The sequence below is a fragment of the Paenibacillus sp. PvR133 genome, from assembly GCF_017833155.1.
GTDB lineage: Bacteria > Bacillota > Bacilli > Paenibacillales > Paenibacillaceae > Paenibacillus > Paenibacillus polymyxa_B.
Map to the genome: position 1 here is coordinate 1901485 of NZ_JAFIBS010000001.1, position 25927 is coordinate 1927411.

The following is a 25927-nucleotide window of genomic DNA, read 5'->3' on the forward strand; positions in this document are numbered from 1 at the left end:
TGTTTTTCTTCCAAATTGAACCTTTTCAAGGTAGAATCTCGTATAGTGAACGACGACAGAAGCGCTTTGATTTGTTGCAAACCTCATGACAGAAGCGTACAGGAAGGGAAGGGAATCATCATTTATTATTCATTAACGTATCGCGAATGGTCGGAAGACACTCAAAAGGAACTGCGCAGCCTGACACGGGAATCCGTATCGGGAGATGAGCTGTTTCTACGCAAGCTTGTAGACGCTACGCGTCTCCATGACAAACTATGGTCGCATATCTCGAATGAAAGTGAGGAACATACGGATCATTCCGTCTATGTGACTGAATTTACAGGGGAACGTGCAAAGCCTTACGGTGCCTCCATCACAGACCTCGTGCTTGCCAGTGAGGGAGGTTACACTTCCACATTCAGTGCAATGTACTGGATATGGCATGAACCTGCATTCCGTAGTATGGATCAGTGGGAAGGCTCGGTATTTACTTTGGAGTTGGCCCAACGACTATTAGATCACTATACAGTACTGGGTGGCAAAACATATGAATTTATATATTCGGTACTGGACCCTCAGCTGAAAAAGGTACATCTGTTTGTGAAGGAGGTCGATCTGTGATGGAGCATTCTTGGGAAAAAATGAAATCCAAGCCCGGCTCTCGTACACGGATGGCGGCCTTTGCCCTGATGTTGGCTGTCCCGGCCGCTCTGACGGGTTGCGGTGACGACGAGTATTATGACTGCGATGAGCTTCCTGTATCGGAACAAACGGCGTGCCGGGATTCAGGCAGCAGCGGGTATTACTATGGCGGATCGACTTATTATAGTGGGGGCTCCTCCTACCATAGCAGTCGTTCATCTTCCAGTTCTTACCGAAAAAGCTCATCCTCATCTTCCAGCTCACACAGCGGTTTTGGCAGCAGCGGCTCACGCAGCGGCTTTTTCTCTGGGGGTTAAGATGAGCATGCGTACGATTAGGCAATTGCCTTATGAACATAATGAGCTTTTTAAGGGTGAAATCAGCCGTAGAATTCCGTATCATCGCATGTATGGTAAATCCTATTGCGTGCCAGCCTTAACGGTATATCGGGAAAGCGAGCTGGCAGAGCTTCAGACTGCTTCTGAGGCGGTACATCGTATTTATCGCAAGGTTCAGCAATTCGTCCAGCGCTATATGCCGGATGAATACCTGGTGGAACGGTTGGGGATTCATCCGGGCTTGCTGCGTGCTGCACGAATGGAGGCCGAGCCGGATGGGATAACCCGCCAGGACTGGATTGTGGGGGAAGCGGGTATCAAGTGCATAGAGAATAACACCGATACCCCAACCGGAATTCCCGAGGTGGCTTATCTTGAAGGAAAGCTGCTGGAGGTGCTGAGTAGGGATGGAATGTCGGCGGATGACAATGCATTACATGGACCCTCATCTGGAATGGACGAGGCGATTCAGTCTGCCTTGACGGAGTTCATTCATTTTTATAGCAATAAGGGATTAGGAACAAAGGTGTATTTCACTTGCTATGACTGGCACATCGAGGATCAGACGAACACCAAATATATTATGCATTTATGTGAACAAGCCGGGTTTGAAGTGGTTTATGCGCCTTTGGAAGAACTGGAGATTATCCCGAATGAAGGATTGTATCACCGGGGAGAGCAGATCCACATTCTCTATCGCCTGTATCCGCTGGAATATCTAATTGATGACCGGGAGGAGGATACGGGGCTTGAGGTGGGGCAGGCGCTAATGGATATGGTGGCAGACGGGAAAATAGGATTAATCAACCCGCCACAGCATATCATTACCCAGAGCAAAGGGTTCACCGCAACCGTGTGGTCGCTATATGAGCGCAATGAGCAGACACCAGAGTTCTGCGGTTTTCGCTTGTTTGACGATCGCGAGCTGGAGGTGATACGAACCTACCTGCTGCCTACGTATTTTGAACCCTCGGTGTTTATGCAAAATAAAGAGCCTTATGTGGCCAAAGGTATATGGGGTCGGGAGGGTAAAGGGACGCACTTGATTGAACATCCTCAATCCGAGGAGATGCTGAAAGGCGCCTTGGGAGAGGTTGAACCTGCGCAGACTGACAACCCTGATCTGCTTCACCAAGCTGATGGTCCACGAACGCCTGAGCAGGAGGAAGCCGCACATATTGCCGCTTATTACGAGGGACAGCCTAAGATTTATCAGCGGCTGTGGCCGATGCAGAGCGCAGAGGTACAGACCGAGGAAGGGCTATTTCACGGCTATGTGCTGACAGGTATATTCGTGATCGGGGGGCGTTTTGCGGGTGTCCTGCCGCGAATCGGTGAAAAGGTAACAGGTGATATGGCCTATTATTGCGCCGCCGCCGTTGCCACCGTACCTCCTAATCCGCCCGTTATATAAGCTGAATTAAAACAATGTACAATATTCGAACATATCTGTTATTTTCACAAGTGAGGATTCTGCAAAATCCTGAGGTATCATAAGGAGGAAGAAAATTGGACTCTCATATCAGTTTGGGCAACGCATTGGGCAATGTAGGTATCGGCCTGCTTATCCTGTTTGCCATCTTAATCGTAGGTTATTTTGTGTTCAGCTTGCTGACACGTTATAACGATAATCAAGAAATCGCACGTGGCAATGAGGCGGCAGGCATCTATATGGGTGCAAAGCTGCTAGGTCTGTGTATCATCGTGGGAATGGTGTCGTACAGCAGTCATTCATGGCTAGATATGCTGACCTGGTCGGCTGTGGGCATTGTAGTGCTGTGTCTGGTCTATGTGATTTTTGATCTGGTGACGCCGCGTACCAAAGTGTGTGAGGAAATTGCCAACGGCAATGTGGCTCTGGCACAGCTGCTGCGCTCGGTCATCGTCGGGGTGTCTTTTGTGGTAGGTACATTTTTGATGTAGTCGATATAGAGAAGGAATACCAAGGATCTGCAACACCGGACAACGGAGCTGCAGATCCTTTTTTATGGACATTGTATTCACTGCCCGGCATCAGACTGTTGAATTGAAGGTTGTGACGATCACTTCCTGTGGGGACTATTCTACAAAGCAACGGGTGATACTGCATAGCAAAAAGGAATTTGCTACAGAGTTCAAACCAAATTGAAGAGAAGGGAATTCTGAACATATGAGTACCTCCACCTCCCCAACCAAACAAATTCGGATGGGTATCATTGGCCTGGGTCTGATCGCTGAATATCACATGAGATCACTGCACACCATCTCGGGGGTATCTATTGTGGCCGTTAGTGATGTGAATCCCAATCGCCTTCAAGCCATCGGAGAACAATTGCAACTGCCTGCTTCCAAGCGGTACGCCCATTATGAAGCATTAATCCGTGACTCAGAGGTAGATGCGATTCTGTCGCTGACACCCAATGATGTGCATTTTGACATTATTCGTATTGCGCTGGAAGAACACAAAGCTGTACTGGCAGAAAAACCATTGACTCTCACATGGGAAGAAGCGGATCAGTTGAAAAAGCTATATACAGCGAATCCGGTGCCTTTGCTGGTTCACTATAAGCATCGCTACGGGGCGGCCTTCCAATATACCAAGCAACTGCTGGATGAGCAAAAGCTGGGTAAAATCTATAACATTCAATTTCGTTATCTAATGGATGCATTTGCGCCATATCGTCAGCATCCATATACATGGCGTCACAATTTAGCCAAGGCTGGTTCTGGAGTAGTGGGGGATACAGCCTCACATATCATTGATCTGGCCCGTTTTTTGGTGGGTGAATTTAAAAGTGTCGCAGCGCTGTTACATATCATTACACCCGAGCGGTTCGATCCGATCACGGGTCTGCCTGTAAAAGTAGATGTGGAAGATCTTGCTGCCTTTCATGGCATCGTAGGCGACAATACCGTGGGAACCTTTATCACTCATAAAAATGCCATCGGCATACGGCACGATATCGAAGTCGATATCTATGGAGAACTTGGCACACTGCACGCCAGCCTCAATAACCCGGAAAGTATCCGCATCGTGCTGCGTGACCTGGAACACCCGGGTGCCGAATACGAGACTTGGGCTGTCCCTATAATCTATAATCATACGGCTTATGAAGATTTTGTTGAGCTGGCAAGGGGAAAGTCTGTGGATCGTGCTCCCTTATTCGAGGACGGCTACAAAAATCAGTGGGTACTTGAGAAAATACTGCAATCATGGAAAGAGAATGGACGTTTAGTAGAAATGTAGGGGATGTGAGGGGAGTCGCTGAAATTCCAGCAATGACAAAGAGTATAAACATGCTGTGACCCGCAAGAGGGTTCCTTTGAAGAGCAGCCATCTTGCGGTTTAGCAATTCAATATATTCTGTAAATTCATCATTTTGGCATCGCCACGCTTATATCACTTCAAAATAAGCCTGCCTCAATCTTTTCAATAATGGTCAGCAAGAAGGATTCAGCTAAGCTGTTTTTTAAAATAGCTTGCTTGGCTTCCTCCAGTGTAAACCAACGTGCTTGATCTACCTCCGTACTAAGAACATCCAACTGATCGTCATTCACAATGGATACAAAATTCAGCATCAGTGTATTGCTTCGTTCAAAATACTCACTGCGCATATATTGATACTCATCGACTTGTAATCCTACTTCTTCCTTAACTTCACGCACCAATGTCTGCTCGGCGGATTCACCCTTGCTCACATAACCTGCCAATAAAATGAAGCCCTGAATATTGTACTGCTGTATGAGCAGCACCTTATCTCTTTGACTATTCAATACAGCGGTACTGATCGCAGTGCTGAATATCGGGAAACGAAAGACCTGACATGTATGACAAAAGGGGATAGGGCCCTCGCCTTCACACTCCTTCACCATCAATTTTGTTCCGCATTCATAGCAATATTTCATGTAAGCGCCACCCTTGTATCACATTTTTAAAATTGTAAATGTTGCTTTTAATGCCATGTTTGTACTGCAATACTCATCATCTTAATTCTACGATCACTGTTCTGTCTACGGACGCTTTATTTCTTCTCTTGGTCTTTATCCCTTTTCTTGCTGCGTTTTTGCCCGTCTAGCCCCAATCAGCCGCCAGCCTGTTAACAATGCCGCCACAAGACAGATGGACGCGGACGTCATAAAGACTACATGCATGCCTGCCAGAAAAATTTCTGGATGACCCGGGACCAAGCCGGTGACCCGATAACCAGCCTCTTTACTCATAATATAAAAGAGGATCGATGTGGCCAAAGTGATCCCCACAACCATGCCGACGTTGCGAACCAGCGAATTGACACTCCCGGCTGAGCCGAGCTGTGTGCGGGGTACCGTGGACATAATCAGCGAGTTGTTCGGCGATTGGAATAAACCACTGCCAATGCCCAGCATGGCAATCCACAGACCCACGAGCGGGATGGAGCTGCCTGCATGCAATTGGGCCAATCCAATTTGGGCAATAACCATAACGACTAGCCCGGCGAATGTAAGCAGTTCAGATCCGATTTTATCGGAAAGCGCACCGCTGAGAGGGGCCACAATAACCATCGAGATGGGGAGCAGCATCAGCAAGAACCCGGCATGAAAAGGCGACAAGTTCAGCATATTCTGCGCATAGAAAGGCGAAATGATGTTAAAGCAAAAGTTAGCGACGAACACCAGAAAAGCACACAAAATACTGAGCGAAAATAACGGATTTTTGAATAGTGCGAGCTGTAACAGCGGCCCAGGACGACGAAGTTCCAACCTAATGAACATGGCAAAAGCAGCTATAGCCACCACCAGCGAAGCAACGATACGTTTGTCTCCATACCCGACCTGCTGTCCCAGCAACAATCCGACGAACAAAGTGAGAATAAAAATAGCAAACACCAAGCTACCGGGAACGTCAATTTTATCTTTCACCTTGATCAGATCCTTCGGCAAAAGCTTCCAGCCAAGAAAGACAGCGACCAGCCCTACCGGTACATTGACCCAGAAAATATACTGCCAGCCCAGCGACGAGACAATAATACCGCCCAAGCTTGGCCCGGCGATACTGCCCAGAGAAACGAAGGTTCCAATGAGGCCAAGTGCTTTGCCCCGTTCATTGGACGGGAAGATATCTGTCACGATCCCCTGGCTGTTCGCCATGGTCATGGACGCTCCAAACGCCTGAATAATACGGGAAATCAGCAGCATAGAGAGCGAAGAGCTAAGACCGCACAATAGGGAGCCAAGAATGAATACGATTGTGCCGATTTTGAATATTTTGATTTTACCAACGATATCTCCAAGCTTGCCAAAAAATAAGATAGCGGTACATATCGCCATTAAATAGGCGGTTGTCACCCATTCAATCTGTGCCACGGGTAAATGTAACGTGCGAGACAACACAGGAAGAGCGATATTGACGATGCTTCCATCCAATGTGGACATAAATGTAAACAGATTCAAAACAATTAAAATCAGCCAACGTTTCTTCTGGACGTCGATATTCTCTTGATAGGTTGTAGCCATTGTAGCAGTTGAACTCATCATTACACCTCGTTATCGTTAACAATTTCTATTTAGTTGCACGCGCAACTAAATGAACGGTTCTAGTGTACAGCAAATTAGTTGCGTGTGCAACAATATTATTGTAAACTTTGCTTTGGTCCCAACTGGGGATGTGTCATTTTTAAGCCAATGAGGTGTATTTGATGAGAAAAAAACAACCGATTGGAAAGCTAATTTCCCACCTGTACCGTCGTAATCAAAAAATATTGTCCAAAAAACTGACTCCTTACGGAATCGGCAGTGGAGGACAACACAGCTTTTTAAAGCTCATTTTGCAGCGGCCGGGCATTACACAAGAGCAGTTGACGAATGAACTTAAATTTGACAAGGCAACCACGGCACGCTCTGTGAAACAATTGGAGGAATCAGGCTACATTGAACGGAAAACAGACCCAAATGACCGCCGTTCCCATCTTTTGTCTCCTACGGCCAAGGCGCTAGAATTTTCCCCTGTCCTACAAGGAATATTGGACGAGTCCAATGTAAGCCTTGTCCACAATCTATCTGAAGAGGAAGAGGAGCTTCTTATCGATTTACTGCAAAAAATTAGTATAGACCCTGACGAATAAACAAATAAGGAGTTAGCCAAAGGATCGTGGCAGGTAAAAGAAAAAGCAGCCCTCACAGAGGATACTCTGTGAGGGCTGCTTGATGCCACGTCATTCAGTCCAAGCCAATTCCTTTGAACGCATGTATGACTAACTGTCGCACATAGGAATCGTCTAATGGATAACCGGTTACCAACAATCGATAAAAAACCGGCCCATAAATGAGATCGATACATAATTCAATATCGAGATTTTCCTTCAATTCTCCGCGCTCTATTCCGCGCTCAATAAGAAGCCTAGCCTCAAGTCGCCGAGGGTGGAAATATCGGGTCCGGTATGCCTCTGACAATCCTGAATCAAGTTGCCCTTCGCCTATTAACTCCGTAATGATTTTACCCTCTCGGCTTATTAAGAACCGCACTAAATTCGTGGCATGAATGAGAATGTCATCTAATACACAACCCGTGTCGGGCACGGGCAATCTTGCTATGGTGGCTGACAGGAAGCCATCCATCACTACGGCAGCTTTGTTAGGCCACCATTTATAAATGGTGGCTTTGCTAACTTTCGCTCGCTCAGCAATTTTTTCTACCGTAACCGCCCCAAAGCCTTGCTCCAACAGTAGATCATAGGAAGCGTTAAGGATAGATTTTTGCGTCTCGACATTACGTGGACGTCCTCTTTTGCTCTGCACTGGAATGCTCACCTTCTTAACGGATATAAGTAAACGCGAAAAATAAACTATACGTTCAGTATATCAAATATTATGTGAAATAAAAAAGTTGATTTCGCCTATTTACAAAACGAAACGTTCAGTATATTATTTGATTATCGAATTAATGAACTATACGTTTAGTATTTAAATTAATGAGGAGGATTATCATGCAAAGAGAACAACAAGCCTTAGAAAGTAACCGTATCTCAAATTGGATGATGTTTTTGTTGGCAGCCGCATGCGGCCTTATTGTTGCCAACCTGTACTATGCTCAAACCCTTGTAGGACCTATTCACATTGCTATGGGTCTTTCTTCTACAGCAGCGGGCTTCATTGTCACCTTGACTCAAATCGGTTATGTGGTGGGATTGCTATTTATCGTACCGCTCAGCGACATTATTGAAAATCGACGGCTCATGGTCATATCGCTAATCATCACAGTCTGTGCATTGGTTGTTGCCGCTTTTGCCACCAATGCCCCGTTGTTCCTGACCGCATCCTTATTCATTGGAATTGGATCTGTGGTAGCCCAAATACTGGTGCCGTACGCCACCTATTTAGCATCCGAAGAGCAGCGCGGCCGCGTTGTTGGGAATGTCATGAGCGGACTCTTGCTAGGCATTATGTTCGCACGGCCAGTAGCAAGCTTTATCACCAGCATCTGGGGATGGCAAGCCGTATTTATTTTGTCAGCCATTGTCTTGACGCTGTTGACGATTCTGCTCTCGCGAGCTCTTCCAGAGCGCAAGCCTGTGCCTACGGTATCTTACAGTAAATTGATTTTCTCGTTAGGCACTCTTTTAAAACAAACGCCTGCATTGCGTCGCCGTGCCCTCTATCAAGCCTGCCTATTTGGTGCCTTCAGCCTATTTTGGACTGTTGTTCCTTTACGATTGGCGGATGATTTCGGAATGTCTCAACAAGGGATTGCATTGTTTGCTTTAGTAGGCGTAGGCGGTGCAGTAGCTGCTCCGATTGCTGGGAGATTGGCTGATAAAGGCTGGAGCAAAGGTTTATCCGGGTTAGCTATGATCATTGCAGCCTTGTCTTTTTTGCTCATCTATCTTTTTCAAAGTCATTCGACCGTTGCGCTCGTACTTCTCTTTATTTCAGCGATTACACTGGATATGGCTGTATCGGGAAACCTTGTACTTGGACAACGTGTGATTTACTCCTTGGGAAGTGAAGCGAGAGGGCGTTTGAACGGATTATTCATGTCTATTTTTTTCATAGGCGGAGCGATTGGATCATCATTAGGGGGTTGGTCGTATGCGTTAGGAGGTTGGAATTTCAGTTCTCTGATTGGAGTCGTCCTGCCTGTACTGGCTTTGCTGTACTTTTTCACTGAGAAAGAAACGAGTGGAGACGTGCGAAAGAAACAAACCACCTGATAGAGGTCAGCTTTAAGCTATGCCGTACGCAAAAACATAATGATTAAAATGGCTGTTCCCAAGAGAAAACAAAGGGGCGAGTAGAGCACAGTGTCCCACTTTGCAAAAACAGTTCCTTTTTTTCTCTTAAAGAACCCTACCCATTTGAAATCTCCTATAGAACGTAAAATAAATACGCACGACAACAAGCCTGCACCGTAGGAATGAAAGGAACTAAAAAACAGGAATTGTGTAACTCCACCTAGTTCTAGTACGAACCAAGCGGCTAAAGCTAGTAGAATAGCTACAATTGATGTCCCTATCTTGGAGGGCTCAAAGAGCAAAGCTGTTCCTGTGCTTGGGATCGCTGCCTTTGCACCTTTTTGTCCGCCGAATACCCAATATAGATGCATGCCGCTCAGTACCCATAGAATTCCGCCAACTGCCCATGTAAGTAACTCCAACATGTGGCACCCTCCTTAATTGAATTAATTCGAAATCCACTCTGTCCAAATCATGTGAATATGCCGTTGAATGGCTTCGTCACTTAATGTCTCTTGCTTGTGACGCTCATACCAGCCTAAGTAGTAATGGTACAACATCCATGATCTCTGAAAGGCTTTCTCTGGTTGCATTCCCTTCTGTATTAAAAGCTGCTTCATAAACTCCATTCTCATCTGTTCGACTTCATTGAGCAGGGAATGGTAACTATCATCCTTCAATGACAGTTTTCGCAGATAAAACAGAAAATCTCCTCGTTTCGTCTTCCCGAACATCTGGGTTAACAACTCTCTGATCCGCTCATCTGCGGCAGCATGGATGATGGACGCTGCAATAATCTGTTGTGTCGTCTGTTCCTTCCATGTCTCCACAATCTGTCTAATGTAGCTGCTGCGATTGTTAAAATACCAATAAAAACTACTCTTACTGCACCCTAAAGCAACGGCCATTTTTTCAACTACGAGTTGATCAATCCCACCCTGTTCAAAACGTTCGATTCCTTTCTGAATCCATTGTTCTTCTGTGACAATAATTTTAGGCATCTCTCCCTCTCCCTTTCTGTACGGTATCGTCTAGATGAGTATATATTATAGTGTTTTTAGAGCTGTGTAAATATGGGCACATGAGCTCCCTGAGCCAGCTGATGCATAGGAGGCATGAACTTACATAAACGCCCACTTGAAATACCTGCGAATTTGATCTATAATGCTGTAGCATATAGTGATATTCAAGGCATTGACCAAAGACATGATTTCCTTGAAGGGCCGTTCAGAGAGAAAAGACGAGGCTGAGAGCTTTTCCGGCAACCGCATGTGAAGTTACCCCTTTGTAGCCGTGACGTTGAACATGTAGCTGTGCAATCTGGCAGTAACATCAGTAAACGCCTACCGCTTTATCCCCGTTAACGGATACCAATGGAGGGTCACGCATGTCGTGCATGAAGCATGTTCCGATGAACATGAATGTACGCACAGGAGCGGGCCGAACTAGGGTGGAACCACGAGCTGAACGCACTCGTCCCTTGAGGGAGAGAGGCGTTTTTTTGCGTTCAATTTTGATATAGCACACAATTTGAAATGGAGGCTTTAATCGTGAGTATTCAAGTGAAATTGCCGGATGGAGCCGTACGCGAGTACGAGCAGGGCGTAACGATCGCCGACGTGGCGGGTTCGATCAGCTCCGGGCTGAAAAAGAACGCAGTAGCAGGTAAAGTGAACGGGAAGGCTGTAGATCTGAACACCGTTTTGGATCAGAACGTTGACCTTGAAATTATTACGCTGGACGGTGCAGACGGTCTGGAAATTTACCGCCACAGTACAGCGCATTTGCTCGCTCAGGCGCTCAAACGCATTTACGGTGAGAAAAACGTGAAGCTGGGTATCGGTCCGGTCATCGACAGCGGCTTCTACTATGACATTGATATCGAAAACCCATTGTCCGTTGACGACTTGGCCAAGATCGAGAAGGAAATGACGAAGATCGCACAGGAAAATCTGCCGATTACACGTCGTGTGGTTAGCCGTGAGGAAGCCACTCGTATTTTTGGAGAGTTGGAAGATCCACTGAAGCTGGAACTGATTCGTGATTTGCCGGAAGAAGCGGAAATTACAATCTATGATCAAGGCGAATTTTTTGACCTGTGTCGTGGCCCGCATTTGCCATCTACTGGCCGCATCAAAGCTTTTAAACTGTTGAGTGTAGCGGGCGCATACTGGAGAGGCGATTCCAACAACAAGATGCTGCAACGTATCTACGGAACAGCATTCCCAAAAAAAGCACAACTGGATGAGCACCTGCATTTGCTGGAAGAAGCGAAAAAACGCGACCATCGCAAGCTGGGTAAAGAGCTGGAACTGTTCATGTTCTCCGAAGAAGCACCGGGCATGCCGTTCTACCTGCCTAAAGGTATGGTTGTCCGCACTGCATTGGAAGATTACTCCCGTGACATTCAACGTCTGCATGGCTATGAGGAAGTACGTACACCGCTGATGATGAACAATCGTCTGTGGGAACAATCGGGACACTATGAGCATTACAAGGAAAACATGTACTTCTCCGAAGTGGATGAAACTACATTTGCTCTGAAACCGATGAACTGTCCAGGGCATATGCTTGTGTTTAAAAATGAGCTTCACTCCTACCGCGATCTGCCAATTCGTATAGCCGAATTTGGACAAGTGCATCGCCATGAGCTGTCCGGCGCGTTGAACGGTATGATGCGTGTTCGTACATTCTGTCAGGATGATGCGCATATTTTCGTCACACCAGGTCAGATTGAACAAGAAATTACAGACGTAATTAAGCTGATTAACGAAATGTATAGTGTGTTTGGCTTTGACTTCACAGTGGAATTGTCCACACGTCCAGATGACTTTATGGGCGAGCCAGTGCTGTGGGATCAAGCGGAACAAGCTTTGCAAAACGTGCTGGATCACTTGGGCATCAACTACCGTATTAATGCGGGAGATGGAGCATTTTACGGTCCAAAAATTGACTTCCACATTCTCGATGCGCTCAAACGCAGCTGGCAGTGCGGAACGATCCAATTGGACTTCCAAATGCCTGAAAAATTCGACCTCACTTATGTGGGCGAGGACAACCAGAAGCACCGTCCAGTCGTTATTCACCGTGCCATCTACGGTTCGATTGACCGCTTCATGGGCATCCTGACTGAGCATTTTACAGGTGCATTCCCATTGTGGTTGGCTCCTGTTCATGCGAAGCTGCTGCCAGTATCCGAGAACTATATCGAGACTGCTAATGAGATACAGGATGTGTTGCTGAAAGCGGGTCTGCGCGTCGAAGTGGATACTCGCAATGAGAAGCTTGGTTATAAAATCCGCGAGGCGCAATTGGAGAAGGTTCCATATATGTTCGTTATCGGGGAAAATGAAAAAACAACCGGTACTGTAGCGGTTCGTAAACGCGGCGAAGGCGATCTGGGATCACTCAGCATTGCGGACATCGTTGAGAAAATCAGCACAGAAATTCGCGAGAAACAGTAATATTTGATCAAAAAATGTGTAAAAGAGCCATCAAAACCATGATGAACGTGGTTTTGATGGCTCTTTTTTTGTACCCAATACATAAGAATCCAGCGTAAGACTGAACCATAGTTTTTGCAGCCTCAACTGAATTCTTGAATTATCTTATACACAAATACTTAGCAGGTTTGTGGCCGTGAAGTGGCGTGATCTGCTGGGAGGGAGAGTGTCTTCAAGGACGTCTCTTCGGATTGTTTGGCCGGGGATTCTTCCGCATCCTGTTCCTCGCTAAGCGATAAAATTTCGCCGCGCAACTTCAGCATTTTCTGATCCAGCTCGTAGGTTGCACGTGCAGCTTCGGTCAATCCATTAACGACATGTTCAGGCACTTTCTTATCGAACTTATAGTACAAAATATGCTCCATACTGGCCCAGAAATCCATAGCCAATGTGCGCAATTGAATTTCAACCTTGATCCAGCGTGTGCCCTCAAACAGGATCAGCGGAATTTCCACAATGACATGCAGGCTCTGATAGCCGTTGGGCTTAGGATGGGCTATATAGTCCTTGACCTCCAGAATACGAATGTCTTCCCGTGTGTGAAGATGATCCATCAGACGATAAATATCTTTCACAAAAGCGCATACCACGCGCATTCCCGCGATATCATGAATTTCACGCAATATATTGTCCAAGGTCACTTCATGCCCTTTGCGCCGAACCTTTTCCACGATGCTGTGGGGCTCTTTGATCCGGGTTTTAATATGCTCAATCGGGCTAAAACCGTCTAACAGCTTCCATTCCGTCTGAATCAGCTTAATTTTATTCTTTAATTCCTCCAGAGCCAGCTGATAAAGGACGGGAATCTTTCTCCACTCCTCTAGTTGCTTGGCGTTAACACTGTTTTGATCCAGCTGTAGCTGAAATTCCTGCAAGGGTAATGGGACAGCATTCAGGTGCTTCCAATCCGGTTCATTCACAGAGCATTCTCCTAAATGAGGCTTATGATGTCCTCGATCTTTTTCGTAAAAATGCATTATCGTATACATTGTACACTATGTCAAAACCTACAGGCAAAGGAGCGACGGTCAAAGAAAAAAGAAATACGACAAGAATTATGGTGGTAAAACCGAGTAATCCGATGTATAATTACAAAAATGCTGATTTGGAGCATTTAATTCTTTGAAAAAATCACAAATGTAGAGTATCCATCATTAGATTAAAAATATAAATTACAGAAAAGAGGAAAAGAAAAATGGCAAAAGTAGAAAGTTTTCAATTAGATCACACGATTGTAAAGGCTCCTTATGTAAGAGCAGCGGGAGTAGAGCATGACGAAAAAGGAAGCACAGTTCAAAAGTATGACTTGAGATTTTTACAACCTAATGAAGACGCACTTCCGACAGCAGCTGTACATACGCTGGAGCACTTATTAGCGACGTACCTGAGAGATGAAATCAAAGGAATTATTGATATCTCTCCTATGGGATGCAGAACGGGGTTCTACTTGATTTTGTGGAATGAACATGAGCCTGAGGAAATTGCACTCGCTTTGGAAAAAACCTTGAAAAGAATTCTGGAGACGACAGAGGTTCCGGCTGTTACTGCTTTGGAATGCGGGAACTACAAGGACCACTCTCTTTTTTCAGCGCAGGAATATGTGAAGATTGTATTAGAGGCGGGTATTAGCCGCGATCCTTTCGAAAGAGTATTTTAAAATTTATGATTTCGATTGACCTATCTCATCAGACAGCGGTAGTGACAGGCGGCAAGTCAGGCATAGGCAAGGGAATTGTAGAGCTTTTCATTAAAAGCGGAGCTAAAGTGATTTCTGCTGATATTTCTTATGAAGAGCCGTATAGAGTGGTTAATCCACAGTTGGTTGAAACGCAATTGGACATATCCAAACCGGATGATATCGAAAGATGGTGCGATCTACTAATCAGCGAAGCGGGAGTTCCTGATATATTGGTGAACTGCGCAGGTACTTCTACGATGGATTATGTCATTGATAGTGAGTTGGCTGATTGGGAGAAAGTATTTTCGATCAATTCAACTGGATTATATGTAACGTCCAAACGGTTTGCCAAAGAAATGGTGGCCGCTCGTAAATCAGGACGAATTATTCAAATTGCTTCGCAGGCTGGAAAAAATGGATATCGGGCGATGGGCGGATATTGTGCTTCCAAACATGCGGTTCTCGGCTTGACCAAGGTAATGGCCATTGAGCTTGCCCAGCAAAATATTTTGGTAAATGCGGTCTGCCCCGGCATTGTAGAAACGCCGATGAAGCATCGTGAACGGATTGAAGGGGGCGTCATTCGCGGAATGACCGCTCAAGAAATATACGAAGAAGATTGTTCACAGGTACCTTTGGGGAGAACGGCCGAGGTGGAGGATGTCGCCAATGTGGTGCTGTTTCTGGCCAGTCCGCTCTCTGCATATATGACAGGACAAGCGATTAATGTTACAGGTGGAATGACGATGCACTAGCATACATGATCTGGGGGAAAACAACATGAAGAAATCGTTCGTTTTACTATTAGGGATTAGTTTATTATTGGTTGCCGCAGGATGCGGTAATAAAAGTTCAGACAGCAATGGCTCCAGCGCCGCTTCCGGTTCGGAAACGCAAAAAGTGGTCATCGGCTCCATGGGCTCTGACGCCCAGATATGGAAGCATATTGCCCAGTCCCAGGCCGCCAAGGATGCCAAGCTAGACATTGAAGTGAAAGAAATTAACGGCGGAATCGAAACGAACAATGCGACCAAAGAAGGCGAAGTAGATGTGAATGCATTCCAATCGTGGGCGTACCTGGTTAGCTATAACAAAGAGAGCAAAGCCGATTTGAAGGCTATAGCCACAACCTACCTGGAGCCTATGGGGATTTATTCGCAAAAATTCAAAAGCATCGATGAAGTGACCGACGGGGCTCTGGTAGCTTTGGCAGATAACCCGGCCAATACAGCAAGAGGTTTAAAGTTATTGGAAGCCTCCGGTTTGATTAAGCTTAAGGCTGACTTTAATGATGCCTTGGGTACAGTCAATGATATTACTAGCAATCCTAAAAACCTGAAATTTGAACTAATTGATGACAAAACAGGACCACGAGTGATTCAAGATGTAGGCTTGGTGCTGATTGGGAATACAATTGCTTTAGAAGGGGGTCTGAATGTACTGAAAGATTCCTTGTTCCATGAGGAAATCAGTCAGGCAACCAAAAATAATATTAACGTCCTGGTTACTTCATCTGATAAGGCGAATGACAAAGGGCTGCAAAAGTTAGCGGATCTCTATCATAACGAGGATACTCAAAAATACATTAAAGATGAATTTGGCGGTACCAAAGTAGAGGTTAAAGAGCCGGTTTCTTATTTGGAAGGACAAACTACAACAAAATAAACTTATGAGATCAGCCAGTTTTTCTGGCTGATCTTTTTTGTTCGTAAGAGGCCTCTTACCAGTAGTTGGGTAGAACGTCATCTCTGCTCTTGGAGTCCATGCCGAATAGGTGACAAACATTGAATTGATGTCGTCCCATCCTCCAAATGAGTCAGCGATTGTATTTTTAGTAGTCGGCTTGACTTTGAGCATGGGTTTCAGTTCGATAATGTTTGGGGGAGAATCCCTTTACCTTTTTAAAAATTTTCGAGAAGAGTAAAGGGTCGTTATAGCCGACTGAACGGGAAATATCACCTATCGAAAGTTCAGCGTTTCCCATCATTTCACATGCTTTGTTGATCCTATAGCGAACCAAATAATCCTGTATGCTTGTGTTTACTTGTTGTTTGAATAACGAACACAAATAGCTTCGATTGAGTCCGATAAAATTTGCAATGTGCTCAATGGTAATTTTCTGAGCATAATTCATTTCAATAAAATCCTTCACTTTTTCCACGTAAATTTCCGCCCGGCTTTCCTTTTGTTCGGGGGGCGTTACCGGGCCGAACTCTATAAGCTCCGATAACATTAAGCATAGCAGACCGGTTAGTCTGGTTTCCCGAGCTTTATGGCATCCACTTGATTCGTTCATGAGCTGCAAATATTGATAAATCAAATGGTCTCCTTCAAAGTAGAGGATTGGATGTGTCATCGTTAGGCCTGATTGCTTGAGGAGCGTTTCTGCCAGTGCTCCGTTAAAACCAAACCAGCAATAAGACCAAGGATTCACTGCATCGGCTTGATAAAAAGTGATGACCTGGGGGCAGATTAGAAACCACTGACCTTTCCGCAAGCGATAATTGGACCCACCGACCTCGAAGGTGCCTTCTCCGTCCAAAATATAATGGAGCAGATAGTGATCTCTTATCGCAGGTCCAAAAAAGTGCCCCGGTATGCATTCCTCCATGCCAAACTGAGTTAGATACAATTCAGAGTGCTGCTTACTACGTGGCAAATATTCTATCACGCTAAATCTCCTTATGTAAATTATCAAGCATTATAACATAAATAGTGAGTACCATGCCATGTACTTCATATCTTAGTTTAATATATCATTTCTGTAGAACCTATTGCGACTAATGAGGAGCTTATCAAGCTTTACACCATGTGAACTTAGTTGGTAGTGTTACAAAAAGGTTCTTCTATGTCCTTTTTTAGGTGCGGATTTCCGAGGGGTATGATCTAAAGGAAGGGGTTATTTTTCCATGGGTATCATTGTTCAAGAGCAAACGGGGCTGTTTCATCTACAGTCGTCGGGCATGAGTTATATTATTCAGATTGTGGATGGATTTCCTGTGCATGTATATTGGGGAGATAGGCTGAAGCACCGTGAATCAATGACCGATCTATTGCTTCACACTTCTGCGACGGCTGGATTGGATCGGCTACCGCAAGAGTACCCGCAGTATGGGAGTGGAGACTTCCGTAACCCGGCGTATCAAGTAGAACTTGAAGATGGAACTCGTATCACGGAGTTAAAGTACGATGGTTACCGGATCATCAAGGGAAAGCCATCATTAACCGGGCTTCCGGCCGTATATACCGAAAATGAAGACGAAGCGGATACGTTGGAACTGGAGTTAAAAGATGACTTTTCAGGTCTTAAAGTTGTTCTTCTTTACACCGTCTTCGCGGATCGAAACGTAATCGCTCGTTCGGCTCGTTTGAGTAATGCGGGGGAAAAGAATCTTAGACTCCTTCGTGCACTAAGTGCCAGTGTCGATTTTTCGGGTAAAAGCGATTTGGAGTTCATGTATCTTTCGGGAGCATGGGCTCGGGAGGGGAATATTACCCGCAAACCGATTCTTCAAGGTGAAACCCGAATTGATAGTAAAAGGGGCATGAGCAGCCATCAACTCAATCCTTTTACTGCATTGGTCACTCGGGAGACAACGGAATGCTATGGAGAGGCATTCGGCTTTAGCCTCGTCTACAGCGGGGGCTTTGAGGCGGGAGCGGAAATGGATGCATTTGGCTCTACACGGTTTAACATCGGCGTGAACTCCTTTGACTTTTCGTGGTTACTGAGCCCAGGGGAGAGTTTCCAAACGCCAGAAGTAGTTATGGTTTACTCCGGTCAGGGACTGGGAGATATGTCGCGGACGTATCATCGCTTGTATCGGACTCGACTTTGCCGAGGAAAATATCGGGACGAAGAACGCCCTATTCTGGTCAATAACTGGGAAGCTACCTATTTTGACTTCAATGCAGATAAGTTGGTATCGATAGCGAAAGAAGGGGCTGAGCTAGGCATCGAACTATTTGTCTTAGATGACGGTTGGTTCGGAAAACGGGATTCCGACAATTCGTCTCTCGGCGATTGGTACGAGGATCGTCGGAAGCTGCCAGACGGACTCGCGGATGTCGCGAATCGTATCAATCGGCTGGGACTTAAATTCGGGCTCTGGTTTGAGCCAGAGATGATCTCTCCAGACAGCGAGTTGTACCGGGAGCATCCGGACTGGTGCCTCCACGTTCCAGGACGGCGACGCAGTGAAGCCAGATGGCAGTTGGTGCTGGACTATACTCGCAAGGAAGTGCGCGATTTCATCTACGATTCACTTGCAACCATTTTCTCCAGCGTGCCGGTTTCTTACGTGAAATGGGATATGAACCGCTGCCTGACGGAAATCGGTTCCGCTGCTCTGCCGCCGGAACGCCAATCCGAGACTGCCCATCGCTATGTTCTTGGATTGTATGAGCTGTTGGAGCGCATCACCACCGAATTTCCACATATTCTTTTCGAGAGCTGTTCAAGTGGCGGAGGACGCTTTGATCCAGGCATGCTTTACTACATGCCTCAAGTCTGGACTAGTGATAATACCGATGCGGTGGAACGCCTGAAGATTCAATATGGAACTAGCCTTGTCTATCCTGTAAGCGCCACCGGAGCGCATGTGTCAGCAGTTCCGAACCATCAAGTTGGACGCATAACACCCCTTGATTTTCGAGGTGATGTGGCCATGTCCGGAAATTTTGGATATGAGCTTGATCTCACGAAATTCACCGATGAGGAAAAAGAGACGGTCAAACGCCAAATCGCAGTATATAAGCAGATACGTGGCTTAGTTCAGAAAGGTGACTTGTATCGTCTAAAGAGCCCGTTTGAAGATAACGAATCGGCTTGGATGTTTGTTTCTGAAGACCAAGAGGATGCCATCGTCTACTATTTCCAAGTGATGGCTGTTCCGAACGCGCCTTGGCGAGCCCTGCGCCTTGACGGACTAAATCCAGAGCTCGAATATGAAGTTAAGTCAGGAAATAGCGGGCAAAAGTCTATCCATGGGGGGGATCGGCTTATGAAGTTGGGCCTCCCTCTTCTCTACAGACAAAAAGACTATGAAAGTGGATGGTTCAGGCTTCGGGCATTAAGGTCCAACAAGGCTTAAGGCTTAAAGGATCAGTACAACAGTATAATTGCCGAAAGAGAATAGAGTTATGCCCCTTTTTATATGAAAAGGGGCATTTTGCGTACAGCAGCTGTACTGATCGAGGAGGGGGAAGCCATTTTTTTATACGAATGATGAATGACATGAAACTGAGGAAGATGTAGGAGTTACATTTGAATGTTGATTGAAAACAGGATCATCAACAGAGTAAGTCGTTACGCTGACGGCTGCTTCATTCCTTAATTAATGAATTCATTTCTAAATTTCCGGAATTCATTAGGTGTTTTTTTATGATGTTTTTTAAAAGACTGAATGAAGTGATTTACATGATTAAACCCCACTCTGTGGGCTATTTCAGTTATTGTAGAATCTGTTGAAATTAATAACTCGCTGCTTTTCTTGATACGGTACTTAATTAGGTAGTCGTAAGGTGTCATATGAATGGTTCTCTTAAAACTACGAGTGCATTCCGAAATACTTAAATGTGCTATAGCAGCAATTTCTTGCAGTGTTATATTGTCTGAGTAGTTTTGATGGATAAAGCTGAGCATCAATTGAAGTCGCTCCTGTTGCAATTTCATGTATTTAGGTGCTTCCTCAGAAGACAGCGAAATATTAGATATTAAGACTAACCATAATTGTGCCGTTTTGATGGAAACCTCGTATTCCCAGCCCCATTTTTTTTTTATATCAAATTTCTGTTTCATATCCCAAAGCATTTGCAGTATTTGAATTTGCCATTCAGCATCTCCTTTGATTACTAATGACAATAAGAGAGAGTTTGTATAAGGCAGTACATAGTTTTTTTCCATCGCACTATCTGCATAAAAGGCCAGCAGCTTCTCAGGGAAATTAAAACTGACATATTGACCGTTATGTGTAAGGTGTGTAGTAACGTGAAGAACACCTTTATTAATTAAAATGGCCTGACCTGTTTCTAATTCATGATCAATGCCGTTAACTTGTATCACTAGCTTTCCTTTGGTAACCAAAGTGATTTGTAGTTCCTCATGCCAATGTAAATCGTTGAATCCTCTACCTTCAGGACTACTTGCATGAATAGTATGGGTGTACATGATGTATGGAAATGAAACATCGGGATATAGAATGGTCTCATGCAATTGTTTTTCCATTTTAGCGAGGTCCTTTCTGATGACGATATTTCTATATAAATTAAAGATATAGTTACACAAATAAAATAAAAGTGGTGATATTATTATACCAGATCTTCGGCTTATCATTACAATCCTGTGCACAGGCGATTGGATAAGACATCTTGGAGGCGTACATGTGAAAATAAATCAATCGTCGTTACCGTTTCATCCGTATATTTTGCTTTTAATCAGCATACTGTCTGTTTCTATCTCATCCATCATGATAAAATCCTCAGATACTCCAACCTCTGTGGCTGGGATGTACAGATTGTATATGTCAGTACTCATAATGCTTCCCTTTGTACCTTGGAAAATGTTTCGTTCCTTAGAAATGAACAAAAAAGATTGGAGTACTGTTTTCATAGCTGGTCTTTTTCTCGGGTTGCATTTCTTATTCTGGATGGAATCTTTAGTATATACCTCAGTTGCGAGCTCCATGGTCATCTTATCCTTGCAGCCTTTATTTGTAATGCTGGGTTCATACTTTATGTTCAGAGAACGAGCAAATATATTAACCATTCTTTGTTTAATCGCCGCTCTTGTCGGTTCAATCATTATAGCTTGGGGAGACATAGGGATTTCGAGAGAGGCATTAATCGGAGATGGATTATCTTTATTAGGAACAATCTTGGTTTCAGCATATATGTTGGCAGGACAGAAAGTAAGCCACAAAATAAATGCAAATGTATATAGTGTTATTGTTTTTTTTATTGGTGGCAGCGTCATGCTGGTCTACAATATGTTGAATCATTATTCCTTGATCGAATATGACTCGTCGGATTGGATGTATTTCTTTTTACTTGCAGTAATCCCAACTATTTTTGGACAATATATTTTTAATTTGTTGTTGAAATCGATGGGTGCAACTACGGTCTCAGTTGGTATTATTGGAGAGCCTGTTCTTGCCATAATTCTCGCCTACTTATTCTTGGGAGAAATAATCTCTGCATTTCAATTCATAGGTGGAATCATGACTTTATTCGGTATGGGGATGTATTTTTGGGCAAAATCTTTAAAGTATACTACGGTTGCAAAATATTAAATTTGAAATTCATTATCGCGAAATTGAAGAAAACAATCGATGAGGAGAATGTTTAGATGGCAACGATTGATGATTTTTTGAAACTAGATATTCGAGTTGGAACCATAATTAAAGCTGAGTTTTTTGCAGAAGCAAAAGTACCTGCTATTAAACTTGAAATTGATTTTGGACAAGATATCGGAATAAAAGCTTCGAGTGCACAAATCACAAAAAGATATGTGGCTGAAGATATTATAGGGGAACAAATCATAGGTGTAGTCAACTTTCCACCTCGACGGATAGCAGGCTTTAAGTCAGAGGTGTTAGTCCTTGGAGGAATTCCCGAAAAGGGGGATGTGGTTTTATTGAAACCAGATATCAAACTACCTAATGGAACACCTATTGGATGATTGATCGGCTGTTTAATCCGTAAAATATATAACTTCACAACAGGCAGGACATTGAACTAACGGGATACGATTCTTCAATAGCAAGTTGAAATAGATAGCGGCAGACTAGGACTTTATTTTCACGTCCTAGTCTGCCGCTTTTTCTTTTATTGGTCTGTCTAAAGCTTATTTGATTCATTAAAATCTGCAACAATTAGGCTGGAAATCACGAGTGTCACCAATCCAGTAAAAGCACAATTCTCCATACCAGCTATACGCCTTATACCTATCTGGCTGGGATGCTGCGTGTCCCCTCTGTCATCGGGGAGGCGCAGAGCGGGCATACCGGCGGTGTGCCTGTGCTAGCCGCGCTTGTACGGCGTCCGCTTGTTGTGTCGCGCCGCATCCACGCCTTGCAGGCGCCGTCGGTGCATTTCCACACGGGCACGTTGATACGTGGCTCTGCCGAAGACCCTGCCACCGACGAGGTCGTCCGTGCCGTAGCGCTGCTTGGTCCCGGCCTGCTGCTCACGCGGGTCGCTGTGCCAGACGCTGGCGATCCAGCGCCAGCACGGCTGCTATACCCGGAAGCACCCTTCGGTTGGCCGAAGCTGCTGCGGCGTGCTTCTGGCTTGGAAGCCTCAGGGGTGATCCCATAGGCTTCCAGCAGGAAACGTGACACGGCGGCAGGCTTGCCATGATTAGAGGCGGGAGAGGTGATGTACAGCAACTCCTTCGCCCGGGTGACGGCCACGTAAGCGAGGCGGCGCTCTTCTTCAAGCGCTGCATCGTTATCCACAGCCGTAGTCGGGGCGGCGCCTGCCCGCCGATCCTCCGGCAGCTCGCTGTGCAGCGCCGAGCTGTGCGGCAGAATGCCTTCGCTGGCTCCGATCCAATATACGCAAGGGAATTCCAGCCCTTTGGCGCGGTGGATCGTCATGAGCCGAACAGCATCGCTGTCTTCCTCTCTGCGCAGCGATTCCATTTGGCGGTGACGCTCGGAAAGCTCGTCCGCAAAGCTGACGAACGCCTCCACGGTGTCAAACCGCTTGGCTGCCGTTTCGAGCTCCTCCAGACTTTCTTGCATCGTTTCCTTATAATGAGTCCACGCGCCCGTATCTCCGCTCTCCAAATATTTATCATAAAAGATGCGCCGCATTTCTTGAATGGCATAGGCAGGTTTCATTGTAGTGAGACTGCGAATCAAACGAATACGCTCTTTCACCTGTTCACGCTGAAAATCACGTAGTCGATCCCAGCGGCTGAGATGAATCAGCGGGTATTTTTTAGCCTGCTGTTTCTCCTCGCGCATAATCCATTCCATCCCCGCCTCACGGGAGACGTACAGCGGCCCAAGAGTGCTCGGAATGGATTCCATACGCCGGGGATTCAGCGACAAACGCAGGTGATCCATTAAGGGACGAATCAGGGACTGATCATAAAATACAGCTCCTGCTCCGTACTGAATAAATGGGACATCTCGCATAATTAATTGCTCAAAAATAGATCGGCTTCCGCTGGCTGTCCGGTGCAAAATAGCGATATCCCGGTAGCGCAGCCGACCTTCCTCTACCTGTCCGAGTAGATGGGTAACAATATGCCCCGCTTCCTCCTCGGGTCCGGATGGGGTGGCAAACTGCGGCGGCAAGCCTTCACGCCCGGCAGCCGAAAGACGTTTGGAGCGTCGATGAATATTTTTGGCGACAATGTTAGAGCCCAGCCCCAAAATCCGCGCATCGCTGCGATAATTAATATCCAGGGTGATGACCTTTGCATCCTTATAGACTTTGTCAAACTCCAGAATGGATTCCTGGCGTGCCCCATTAAAGGTATAGATCGTCTGGTCATCATCCCCCACAACCATCAGATTGCGATGTCGGGCAGCCAATCGTTGCACCATCTCATATTGCAGGGCATTCGTATCCTGAAATTCATCGACCATGATATGTGAAAAACGCCGCTGAAGCGGCTGAAGCACATCCGGGTCACGCAGCAGTGCGGAGGCACGCAGCAGAATATCGTCAAAATCCATTTTATTGCGCTCCTGTTTCCACGCTTCATAAGCGAGCATGGCACGCTTGGCATCCGATTCCTCGCGCACGGTTTCCGGCAGCTCGTCCGCGCTGCGGCCTTCCGCTTTCCAGGCGGAGAGGGCAGACAGCAGGCTTTCTGGCTGGAAAGCCTCGCTGAGTCCAAGCTGCCGCAGCATCATTTTCATAACGGTATGCTGGGCCTGCGTTTCACCGAACACTTCATCTTGCACGCCGCGATGACGCAGCATCGCCAAAGCGAATGAGTGAAACGTGCGAGCCTGAACTGCACGTGCAGCGGCAGGGCGCACACCGGGTAATCCCGCGATGCGCAGTTTCATTTCGGCAGCTGCCTTGCTGGTGAAGGTCACCAGCAGAATGGACGATGCAGGGACATCCCGCATCGCCATCAGGTAGCCTGCGCGGGCAGCCAGCACTGTGGTTTTGCCGCAGCCAGCCCCTGCAAGGGTCAGAAGGGGGCCTTTGCCGTGACGGACGGCCTGGATCTGCGGGCGGTTCAGGTGAATGCCGGCGTTCTCTAAAGCACGAAAATAGGCCGAGTCTTGGTCGGTGTCGGGCACCAGCGTCATACTGGTATCCATGGAAGCACGACGTGCCTGAGGGCTCGACGTTGAATAAGGAACCCCGATGGGTCGGGGGTAAAAAGAAGGATTTGGGTCCATAATCCTGAAACCCCTTTCGTTCTTAAAATCTTCCATTTTCACAAATGGGGGTAGTTTTTGGTATGATAGAGTTCTAGTCAGCTTTAGCTGACGATAAGAACAAGGCGATGGACTAAAATAATGCTGAAATTCATGCGGATCTTGCCGGAGCGACAGAACGTCAATACGTTGACGCTAATGCCAATAGCCTTCAAACAGGCAATATGACCGCATTCCATTATACAGGAGTTCGAGGTTTGCCAACAGAAAAAAACTTTGGGATATACGGACGGTATAGTGAAATCCGGCTGGATAATGGGGAGGAAATAACGATGAAGCTGATTCAACGTATAAAGGAAGGCGCTAATCGCGCAACAGAAAAGGCGCAGCATGCTGTCGAGATTAGTAAGATCAATTCACAAATTACAACGATTCAGCAGGAAATGGATGTTCATTTCTTACGAATGGGTCAGATCTTTTACGAAGGTTACCGTGCATCCGACATGTCGGTGGCAGAAACCGAGATGACACAGCTATCCACTGCATGTGATGAGCTTCAGGATGAAATTGACGAGCTGCGCAGTAGAATTGCAGAATTGAAAAACGCTCATTTATGCACCTGTGGAGCGGTTGTGCCTCTGGATGCGAACTTTTGCCCCAAATGCGGACGCAAGCTCAATGAAGGACAGGCTGCTTCCAAACAAGTAGCTGCTGTGCGTGAAGAGGTGCCAACGGACGTCTATTCTTTTGATCTGCGCAAGCCAGAGGTAGTGAAGGATGCTGCGCCTGCTTACACGGAGTATGCAGAACAGGAAGTAGTCGATCGGCATGAACAGGAACAGGATGAGCGGTATGAAACACACGAACCAGCGGGACTAGACCGCGATTACACAGTATCTGATTTTACACCGGAAGAAAAAGCGGCATTCGACGCTGAGTGGGAGCGCCGTCGTCAGGAAGAACTGGAAAAAGAACACCGTCGTCTTGAAGAACTGGAACGCGAGCGTGAGCGCCAGGAGGAGCTGGACGAGCGAATCCGATATTGGAAGGCCAACAACTCCGGGGCCGAGAAGCCGGCAACGCCGTCTGCACAAGTACGTGAAAATGTAAAATGCCAAATCTGTACTGCAGAACTACCTAAAGGGTCCAAATGGTGCCCGCGTTGCGGAGCTGAACAGATTTGACGCAGCCGAACAGGCTGCTGCAGGACACAGACATAACGCCGGGCAGCATAGGGGGAACAGAATAT

25 protein-coding genes are annotated in these 25927 nt (G+C 46.1%); 16 read left to right on the forward strand and 9 right to left on the reverse strand.

Translation table 11 applies throughout. The features are described 5' to 3' along the window. Nucleotides 1–45 precede the first annotated feature (45 nt). From JOE49_RS26325 to JOE49_RS08485, 5 genes are all read left to right on the forward strand, one after another. Entirely contained in the window at nucleotides 46–603 is a 558-nt protein-coding gene (locus JOE49_RS26325; RefSeq protein ID WP_348635848.1) for a hypothetical protein, read from the forward strand. After that, nucleotides 603–941 carry a hypothetical protein gene (locus tag JOE49_RS08470; RefSeq protein WP_023986799.1) on the forward strand — a complete coding sequence of 113 codons (339 nt, stop codon included), beginning with the start codon at nucleotides 603–605 and terminating at the stop codon, nucleotides 939–941. The genes JOE49_RS26325 and JOE49_RS08470 overlap by 1 nt, the downstream gene beginning before the upstream one ends. 1 nt (nucleotide 942) lies before the next feature. Next, nucleotides 943–2376, forward strand: a complete 1434-nt coding sequence (locus JOE49_RS08475) for a glutathionylspermidine synthase family protein (protein WP_068941239.1) — start codon at nucleotides 943–945, stop codon at nucleotides 2374–2376. A 95-nt stretch (nucleotides 2377–2471) separates the two neighbouring features. Further along, a complete protein-coding gene (locus JOE49_RS08480) occupies nucleotides 2472–2885 on the forward strand; it encodes a DUF350 domain-containing protein (protein WP_023986801.1) in 414 nt (137 codons plus the stop codon). A gap of 226 nt (nucleotides 2886–3111) precedes the next feature. Beyond that, nucleotides 3112–4188, forward strand: coding sequence for a Gfo/Idh/MocA family protein (locus tag JOE49_RS08485; protein WP_209940892.1), 1077 nt, complete (start codon nucleotides 3112–3114; stop codon nucleotides 4186–4188). A 158-nt stretch (nucleotides 4189–4346) separates the two neighbouring features. Here the strand turns inward: JOE49_RS08485 and JOE49_RS08490 are convergent, their stop codons facing one another. Further along, nucleotides 4347–4847 (reverse strand): NAD(+) diphosphatase, encoded by a 501-nt coding sequence (locus JOE49_RS08490; protein WP_023986803.1) that lies wholly within the window; start codon nucleotides 4845–4847, stop codon nucleotides 4347–4349. Between the two features lie 135 nt (nucleotides 4848–4982). Next, nucleotides 4983–6452 carry an MFS transporter gene (locus JOE49_RS08495; RefSeq protein ID WP_209943567.1) on the reverse strand — a complete coding sequence of 490 codons (1470 nt, stop codon included), beginning with the start codon at nucleotides 6450–6452 and terminating at the stop codon, nucleotides 4983–4985. A gap of 164 nt (nucleotides 6453–6616) precedes the next feature. Between JOE49_RS08495 and JOE49_RS08500 the strand changes: the two genes are divergently transcribed. Next, nucleotides 6617–7042 (forward strand): MarR family winged helix-turn-helix transcriptional regulator, encoded by a 426-nt coding sequence (locus tag JOE49_RS08500; protein WP_025719761.1) that lies wholly within the window; start codon nucleotides 6617–6619, stop codon nucleotides 7040–7042. A gap of 94 nt (nucleotides 7043–7136) precedes the next feature. Here JOE49_RS08500 and JOE49_RS08505 read toward each other — a convergent pair whose 3' ends face one another. After that, nucleotides 7137–7715 (reverse strand): TetR/AcrR family transcriptional regulator, encoded by a 579-nt coding sequence (locus JOE49_RS08505; protein WP_023986806.1) that lies wholly within the window; start codon nucleotides 7713–7715, stop codon nucleotides 7137–7139. Between the two features lie 188 nt (nucleotides 7716–7903). Here JOE49_RS08505 and JOE49_RS08510 point away from each other — a divergent pair, with 188 nt between their 5' ends. Then, nucleotides 7904–9127 (forward strand): MFS transporter, encoded by a 1224-nt coding sequence (locus tag JOE49_RS08510; RefSeq protein WP_209940893.1) that lies wholly within the window; start codon nucleotides 7904–7906, stop codon nucleotides 9125–9127. A gap of 17 nt (nucleotides 9128–9144) precedes the next feature. On the opposite strand, the gene JOE49_RS08515 is transcribed toward JOE49_RS08510, so the two are convergent. Together JOE49_RS08515 and JOE49_RS08520 are read right to left on the reverse strand one after the other, a co-directional pair. After that, entirely contained in the window at nucleotides 9145–9573 is a 429-nt protein-coding gene (locus tag JOE49_RS08515) for a DUF3995 domain-containing protein (RefSeq protein ID WP_209940894.1), read from the reverse strand. A 21-nt stretch (nucleotides 9574–9594) separates the two neighbouring features. Further along, entirely contained in the window at nucleotides 9595–10149 is a 555-nt protein-coding gene (locus JOE49_RS08520) for a TetR/AcrR family transcriptional regulator (protein ID WP_028541134.1), read from the reverse strand. Nucleotides 10150–10263: 114 nt separating this feature from the next. Here JOE49_RS08520 and JOE49_RS26660 point away from each other — a divergent pair, with 114 nt between their 5' ends. After that, complete coding sequence (locus JOE49_RS26660; RefSeq protein WP_256715626.1) at nucleotides 10264–10398, forward strand: hypothetical protein; 135 nt, start codon at nucleotides 10264–10266, stop codon at nucleotides 10396–10398. A gap of 300 nt (nucleotides 10399–10698) precedes the next feature. Continuing rightward, complete coding sequence (thrS, locus tag JOE49_RS08525) at nucleotides 10699–12612, forward strand: threonine--tRNA ligase (protein ID WP_160788622.1); 1914 nt, start codon at nucleotides 10699–10701, stop codon at nucleotides 12610–12612. Nucleotides 12613–12770: 158 nt separating this feature from the next. On the opposite strand, the gene JOE49_RS08530 is transcribed toward thrS, so the two are convergent. Further along, nucleotides 12771–13571, reverse strand: coding sequence for a GTP pyrophosphokinase (locus tag JOE49_RS08530; RefSeq protein WP_209940895.1), 801 nt, complete (start codon nucleotides 13569–13571; stop codon nucleotides 12771–12773). 275 nt (nucleotides 13572–13846) lie between these two features. Here JOE49_RS08530 and JOE49_RS08535 point away from each other — a divergent pair, with 275 nt between their 5' ends. Genes JOE49_RS08535 through JOE49_RS08545 form a run of 3 tightly spaced genes read left to right on the forward strand, consistent with a single transcriptional unit; the run spans nucleotide 13847 to nucleotide 15994 of the window. Beyond that, nucleotides 13847–14308, forward strand: coding sequence for an S-ribosylhomocysteine lyase (locus tag JOE49_RS08535; RefSeq protein WP_007428584.1), 462 nt, complete (start codon nucleotides 13847–13849; stop codon nucleotides 14306–14308). Nucleotides 14309–14313: 5 nt separating this feature from the next. Continuing rightward, nucleotides 14314–15084 (forward strand): SDR family NAD(P)-dependent oxidoreductase, encoded by a 771-nt coding sequence (locus JOE49_RS08540; protein ID WP_160788623.1) that lies wholly within the window; start codon nucleotides 14314–14316, stop codon nucleotides 15082–15084. 25 nt (nucleotides 15085–15109) lie between these two features. Then, nucleotides 15110–15994, forward strand: a complete 885-nt coding sequence (locus tag JOE49_RS08545; RefSeq protein ID WP_023986814.1) for a MetQ/NlpA family ABC transporter substrate-binding protein — start codon at nucleotides 15110–15112, stop codon at nucleotides 15992–15994. A 166-nt stretch (nucleotides 15995–16160) separates the two neighbouring features. Here the strand turns inward: JOE49_RS08545 and JOE49_RS08550 are convergent, their stop codons facing one another. Next, the gene (locus JOE49_RS08550) at nucleotides 16161–17000 is read right to left on the reverse strand and encodes an AraC family transcriptional regulator (RefSeq protein WP_209940896.1); all 840 of its coding nucleotides are present in this window, start codon (nucleotides 16998–17000) and stop codon (nucleotides 16161–16163) included. 238 nt (nucleotides 17001–17238) lie between these two features. On the opposite strand from JOE49_RS08550, the gene JOE49_RS08555 reads away from it, so the two are divergent. After that, nucleotides 17239–19422, forward strand: coding sequence for an alpha-galactosidase (locus tag JOE49_RS08555; protein ID WP_209940897.1), 2184 nt, complete (start codon nucleotides 17239–17241; stop codon nucleotides 19420–19422). Nucleotides 19423–19661: 239 nt separating this feature from the next. Here the strand turns inward: JOE49_RS08555 and JOE49_RS08560 are convergent, their stop codons facing one another. Continuing rightward, entirely contained in the window at nucleotides 19662–20555 is an 894-nt protein-coding gene (locus tag JOE49_RS08560) for an AraC family transcriptional regulator (RefSeq protein WP_209940898.1), read from the reverse strand. Nucleotides 20556–20712: 157 nt separating this feature from the next. On the opposite strand from JOE49_RS08560, the gene JOE49_RS08565 reads away from it, so the two are divergent. Together JOE49_RS08565 and csaA are read left to right on the forward strand one after the other, a co-directional pair. Continuing rightward, complete coding sequence (locus JOE49_RS08565) at nucleotides 20713–21618, forward strand: DMT family transporter (protein ID WP_209940899.1); 906 nt, start codon at nucleotides 20713–20715, stop codon at nucleotides 21616–21618. Nucleotides 21619–21674: 56 nt separating this feature from the next. Then, the gene (csaA, locus tag JOE49_RS08570; RefSeq protein ID WP_053324545.1) at nucleotides 21675–22007 is read left to right on the forward strand and encodes a chaperone CsaA; all 333 of its coding nucleotides are present in this window, start codon (nucleotides 21675–21677) and stop codon (nucleotides 22005–22007) included. Nucleotides 22008–22272: 265 nt separating this feature from the next. Here csaA and JOE49_RS08575 read toward each other — a convergent pair whose 3' ends face one another. After that, complete coding sequence (locus JOE49_RS08575; RefSeq protein ID WP_209940900.1) at nucleotides 22273–24699, reverse strand: UvrD-helicase domain-containing protein; 2427 nt, start codon at nucleotides 24697–24699, stop codon at nucleotides 22273–22275. A gap of 311 nt (nucleotides 24700–25010) precedes the next feature. Between JOE49_RS08575 and JOE49_RS08580 the strand changes: the two genes are divergently transcribed. Further along, nucleotides 25011–25862 carry a zinc ribbon domain-containing protein gene (locus tag JOE49_RS08580; RefSeq protein ID WP_028541128.1) on the forward strand — a complete coding sequence of 284 codons (852 nt, stop codon included), beginning with the start codon at nucleotides 25011–25013 and terminating at the stop codon, nucleotides 25860–25862. The last annotated feature ends 65 nt before the right edge of the window (nucleotides 25863–25927 follow it).

What these genes read in the sequence shown, in the direction of transcription:
- JOE49_RS08510 (WP_209940893.1), top strand. Translation starts at nt 7,904, where the DNA reads ATGCAAAGAGAACAACAAGCCTTAGAAAGTAACCGTATCTCAAATTGG.
- JOE49_RS08500 (WP_025719761.1), top strand. Translation starts at nt 6,617, where the DNA reads ATGAGAAAAAAACAACCGATTGGAAAGCTAATTTCCCACCTGTACCGT.
- JOE49_RS08485 (WP_209940892.1), top strand. Translation starts at nt 3,112, where the DNA reads ATGAGTACCTCCACCTCCCCAACCAAACAAATTCGGATGGGTATCATT.
- JOE49_RS08495 (WP_209943567.1), bottom strand. Translation starts at nt 6,452, where the DNA reads ATGAGTTCAACTGCTACAATGGCTACAACCTATCAAGAGAATATCGAC.
- JOE49_RS08580 (WP_028541128.1), top strand. Translation starts at nt 25,011, where the DNA reads ATGAAGCTGATTCAACGTATAAAGGAAGGCGCTAATCGCGCAACAGAA.
- JOE49_RS08470 (WP_023986799.1), top strand. Translation starts at nt 603, where the DNA reads ATGGAGCATTCTTGGGAAAAAATGAAATCCAAGCCCGGCTCTCGTACA.
- JOE49_RS08490 (WP_023986803.1), bottom strand. Translation starts at nt 4,847, where the DNA reads ATGAAATATTGCTATGAATGCGGAACAAAATTGATGGTGAAGGAGTGT.
- JOE49_RS08545 (WP_023986814.1), top strand. Translation starts at nt 15,110, where the DNA reads ATGAAGAAATCGTTCGTTTTACTATTAGGGATTAGTTTATTATTGGTT.
- JOE49_RS08540 (WP_160788623.1), top strand. Translation starts at nt 14,314, where the DNA reads ATGATTTCGATTGACCTATCTCATCAGACAGCGGTAGTGACAGGCGGC.
- JOE49_RS08555 (WP_209940897.1), top strand. Translation starts at nt 17,239, where the DNA reads ATGGGTATCATTGTTCAAGAGCAAACGGGGCTGTTTCATCTACAGTCG.
- csaA (WP_053324545.1), top strand. Translation starts at nt 21,675, where the DNA reads ATGGCAACGATTGATGATTTTTTGAAACTAGATATTCGAGTTGGAACC.
- JOE49_RS08475 (WP_068941239.1), top strand. Translation starts at nt 943, where the DNA reads ATGAGCATGCGTACGATTAGGCAATTGCCTTATGAACATAATGAGCTT.
- JOE49_RS26660 (WP_256715626.1), top strand. Translation starts at nt 10,264, where the DNA reads ATGAACTTACATAAACGCCCACTTGAAATACCTGCGAATTTGATCTAT.
- JOE49_RS08535 (WP_007428584.1), top strand. Translation starts at nt 13,847, where the DNA reads ATGGCAAAAGTAGAAAGTTTTCAATTAGATCACACGATTGTAAAGGCT.
- JOE49_RS08520 (WP_028541134.1), bottom strand. Translation starts at nt 10,149, where the DNA reads ATGCCTAAAATTATTGTCACAGAAGAACAATGGATTCAGAAAGGAATC.
- JOE49_RS08575 (WP_209940900.1), bottom strand. Translation starts at nt 24,699, where the DNA reads ATGGACCCAAATCCTTCTTTTTACCCCCGACCCATCGGGGTTCCTTAT.
- JOE49_RS08515 (WP_209940894.1), bottom strand. Translation starts at nt 9,573, where the DNA reads ATGTTGGAGTTACTTACATGGGCAGTTGGCGGAATTCTATGGGTACTG.
- JOE49_RS08560 (WP_209940898.1), bottom strand. Translation starts at nt 20,555, where the DNA reads ATGGAAAAACAATTGCATGAGACCATTCTATATCCCGATGTTTCATTT.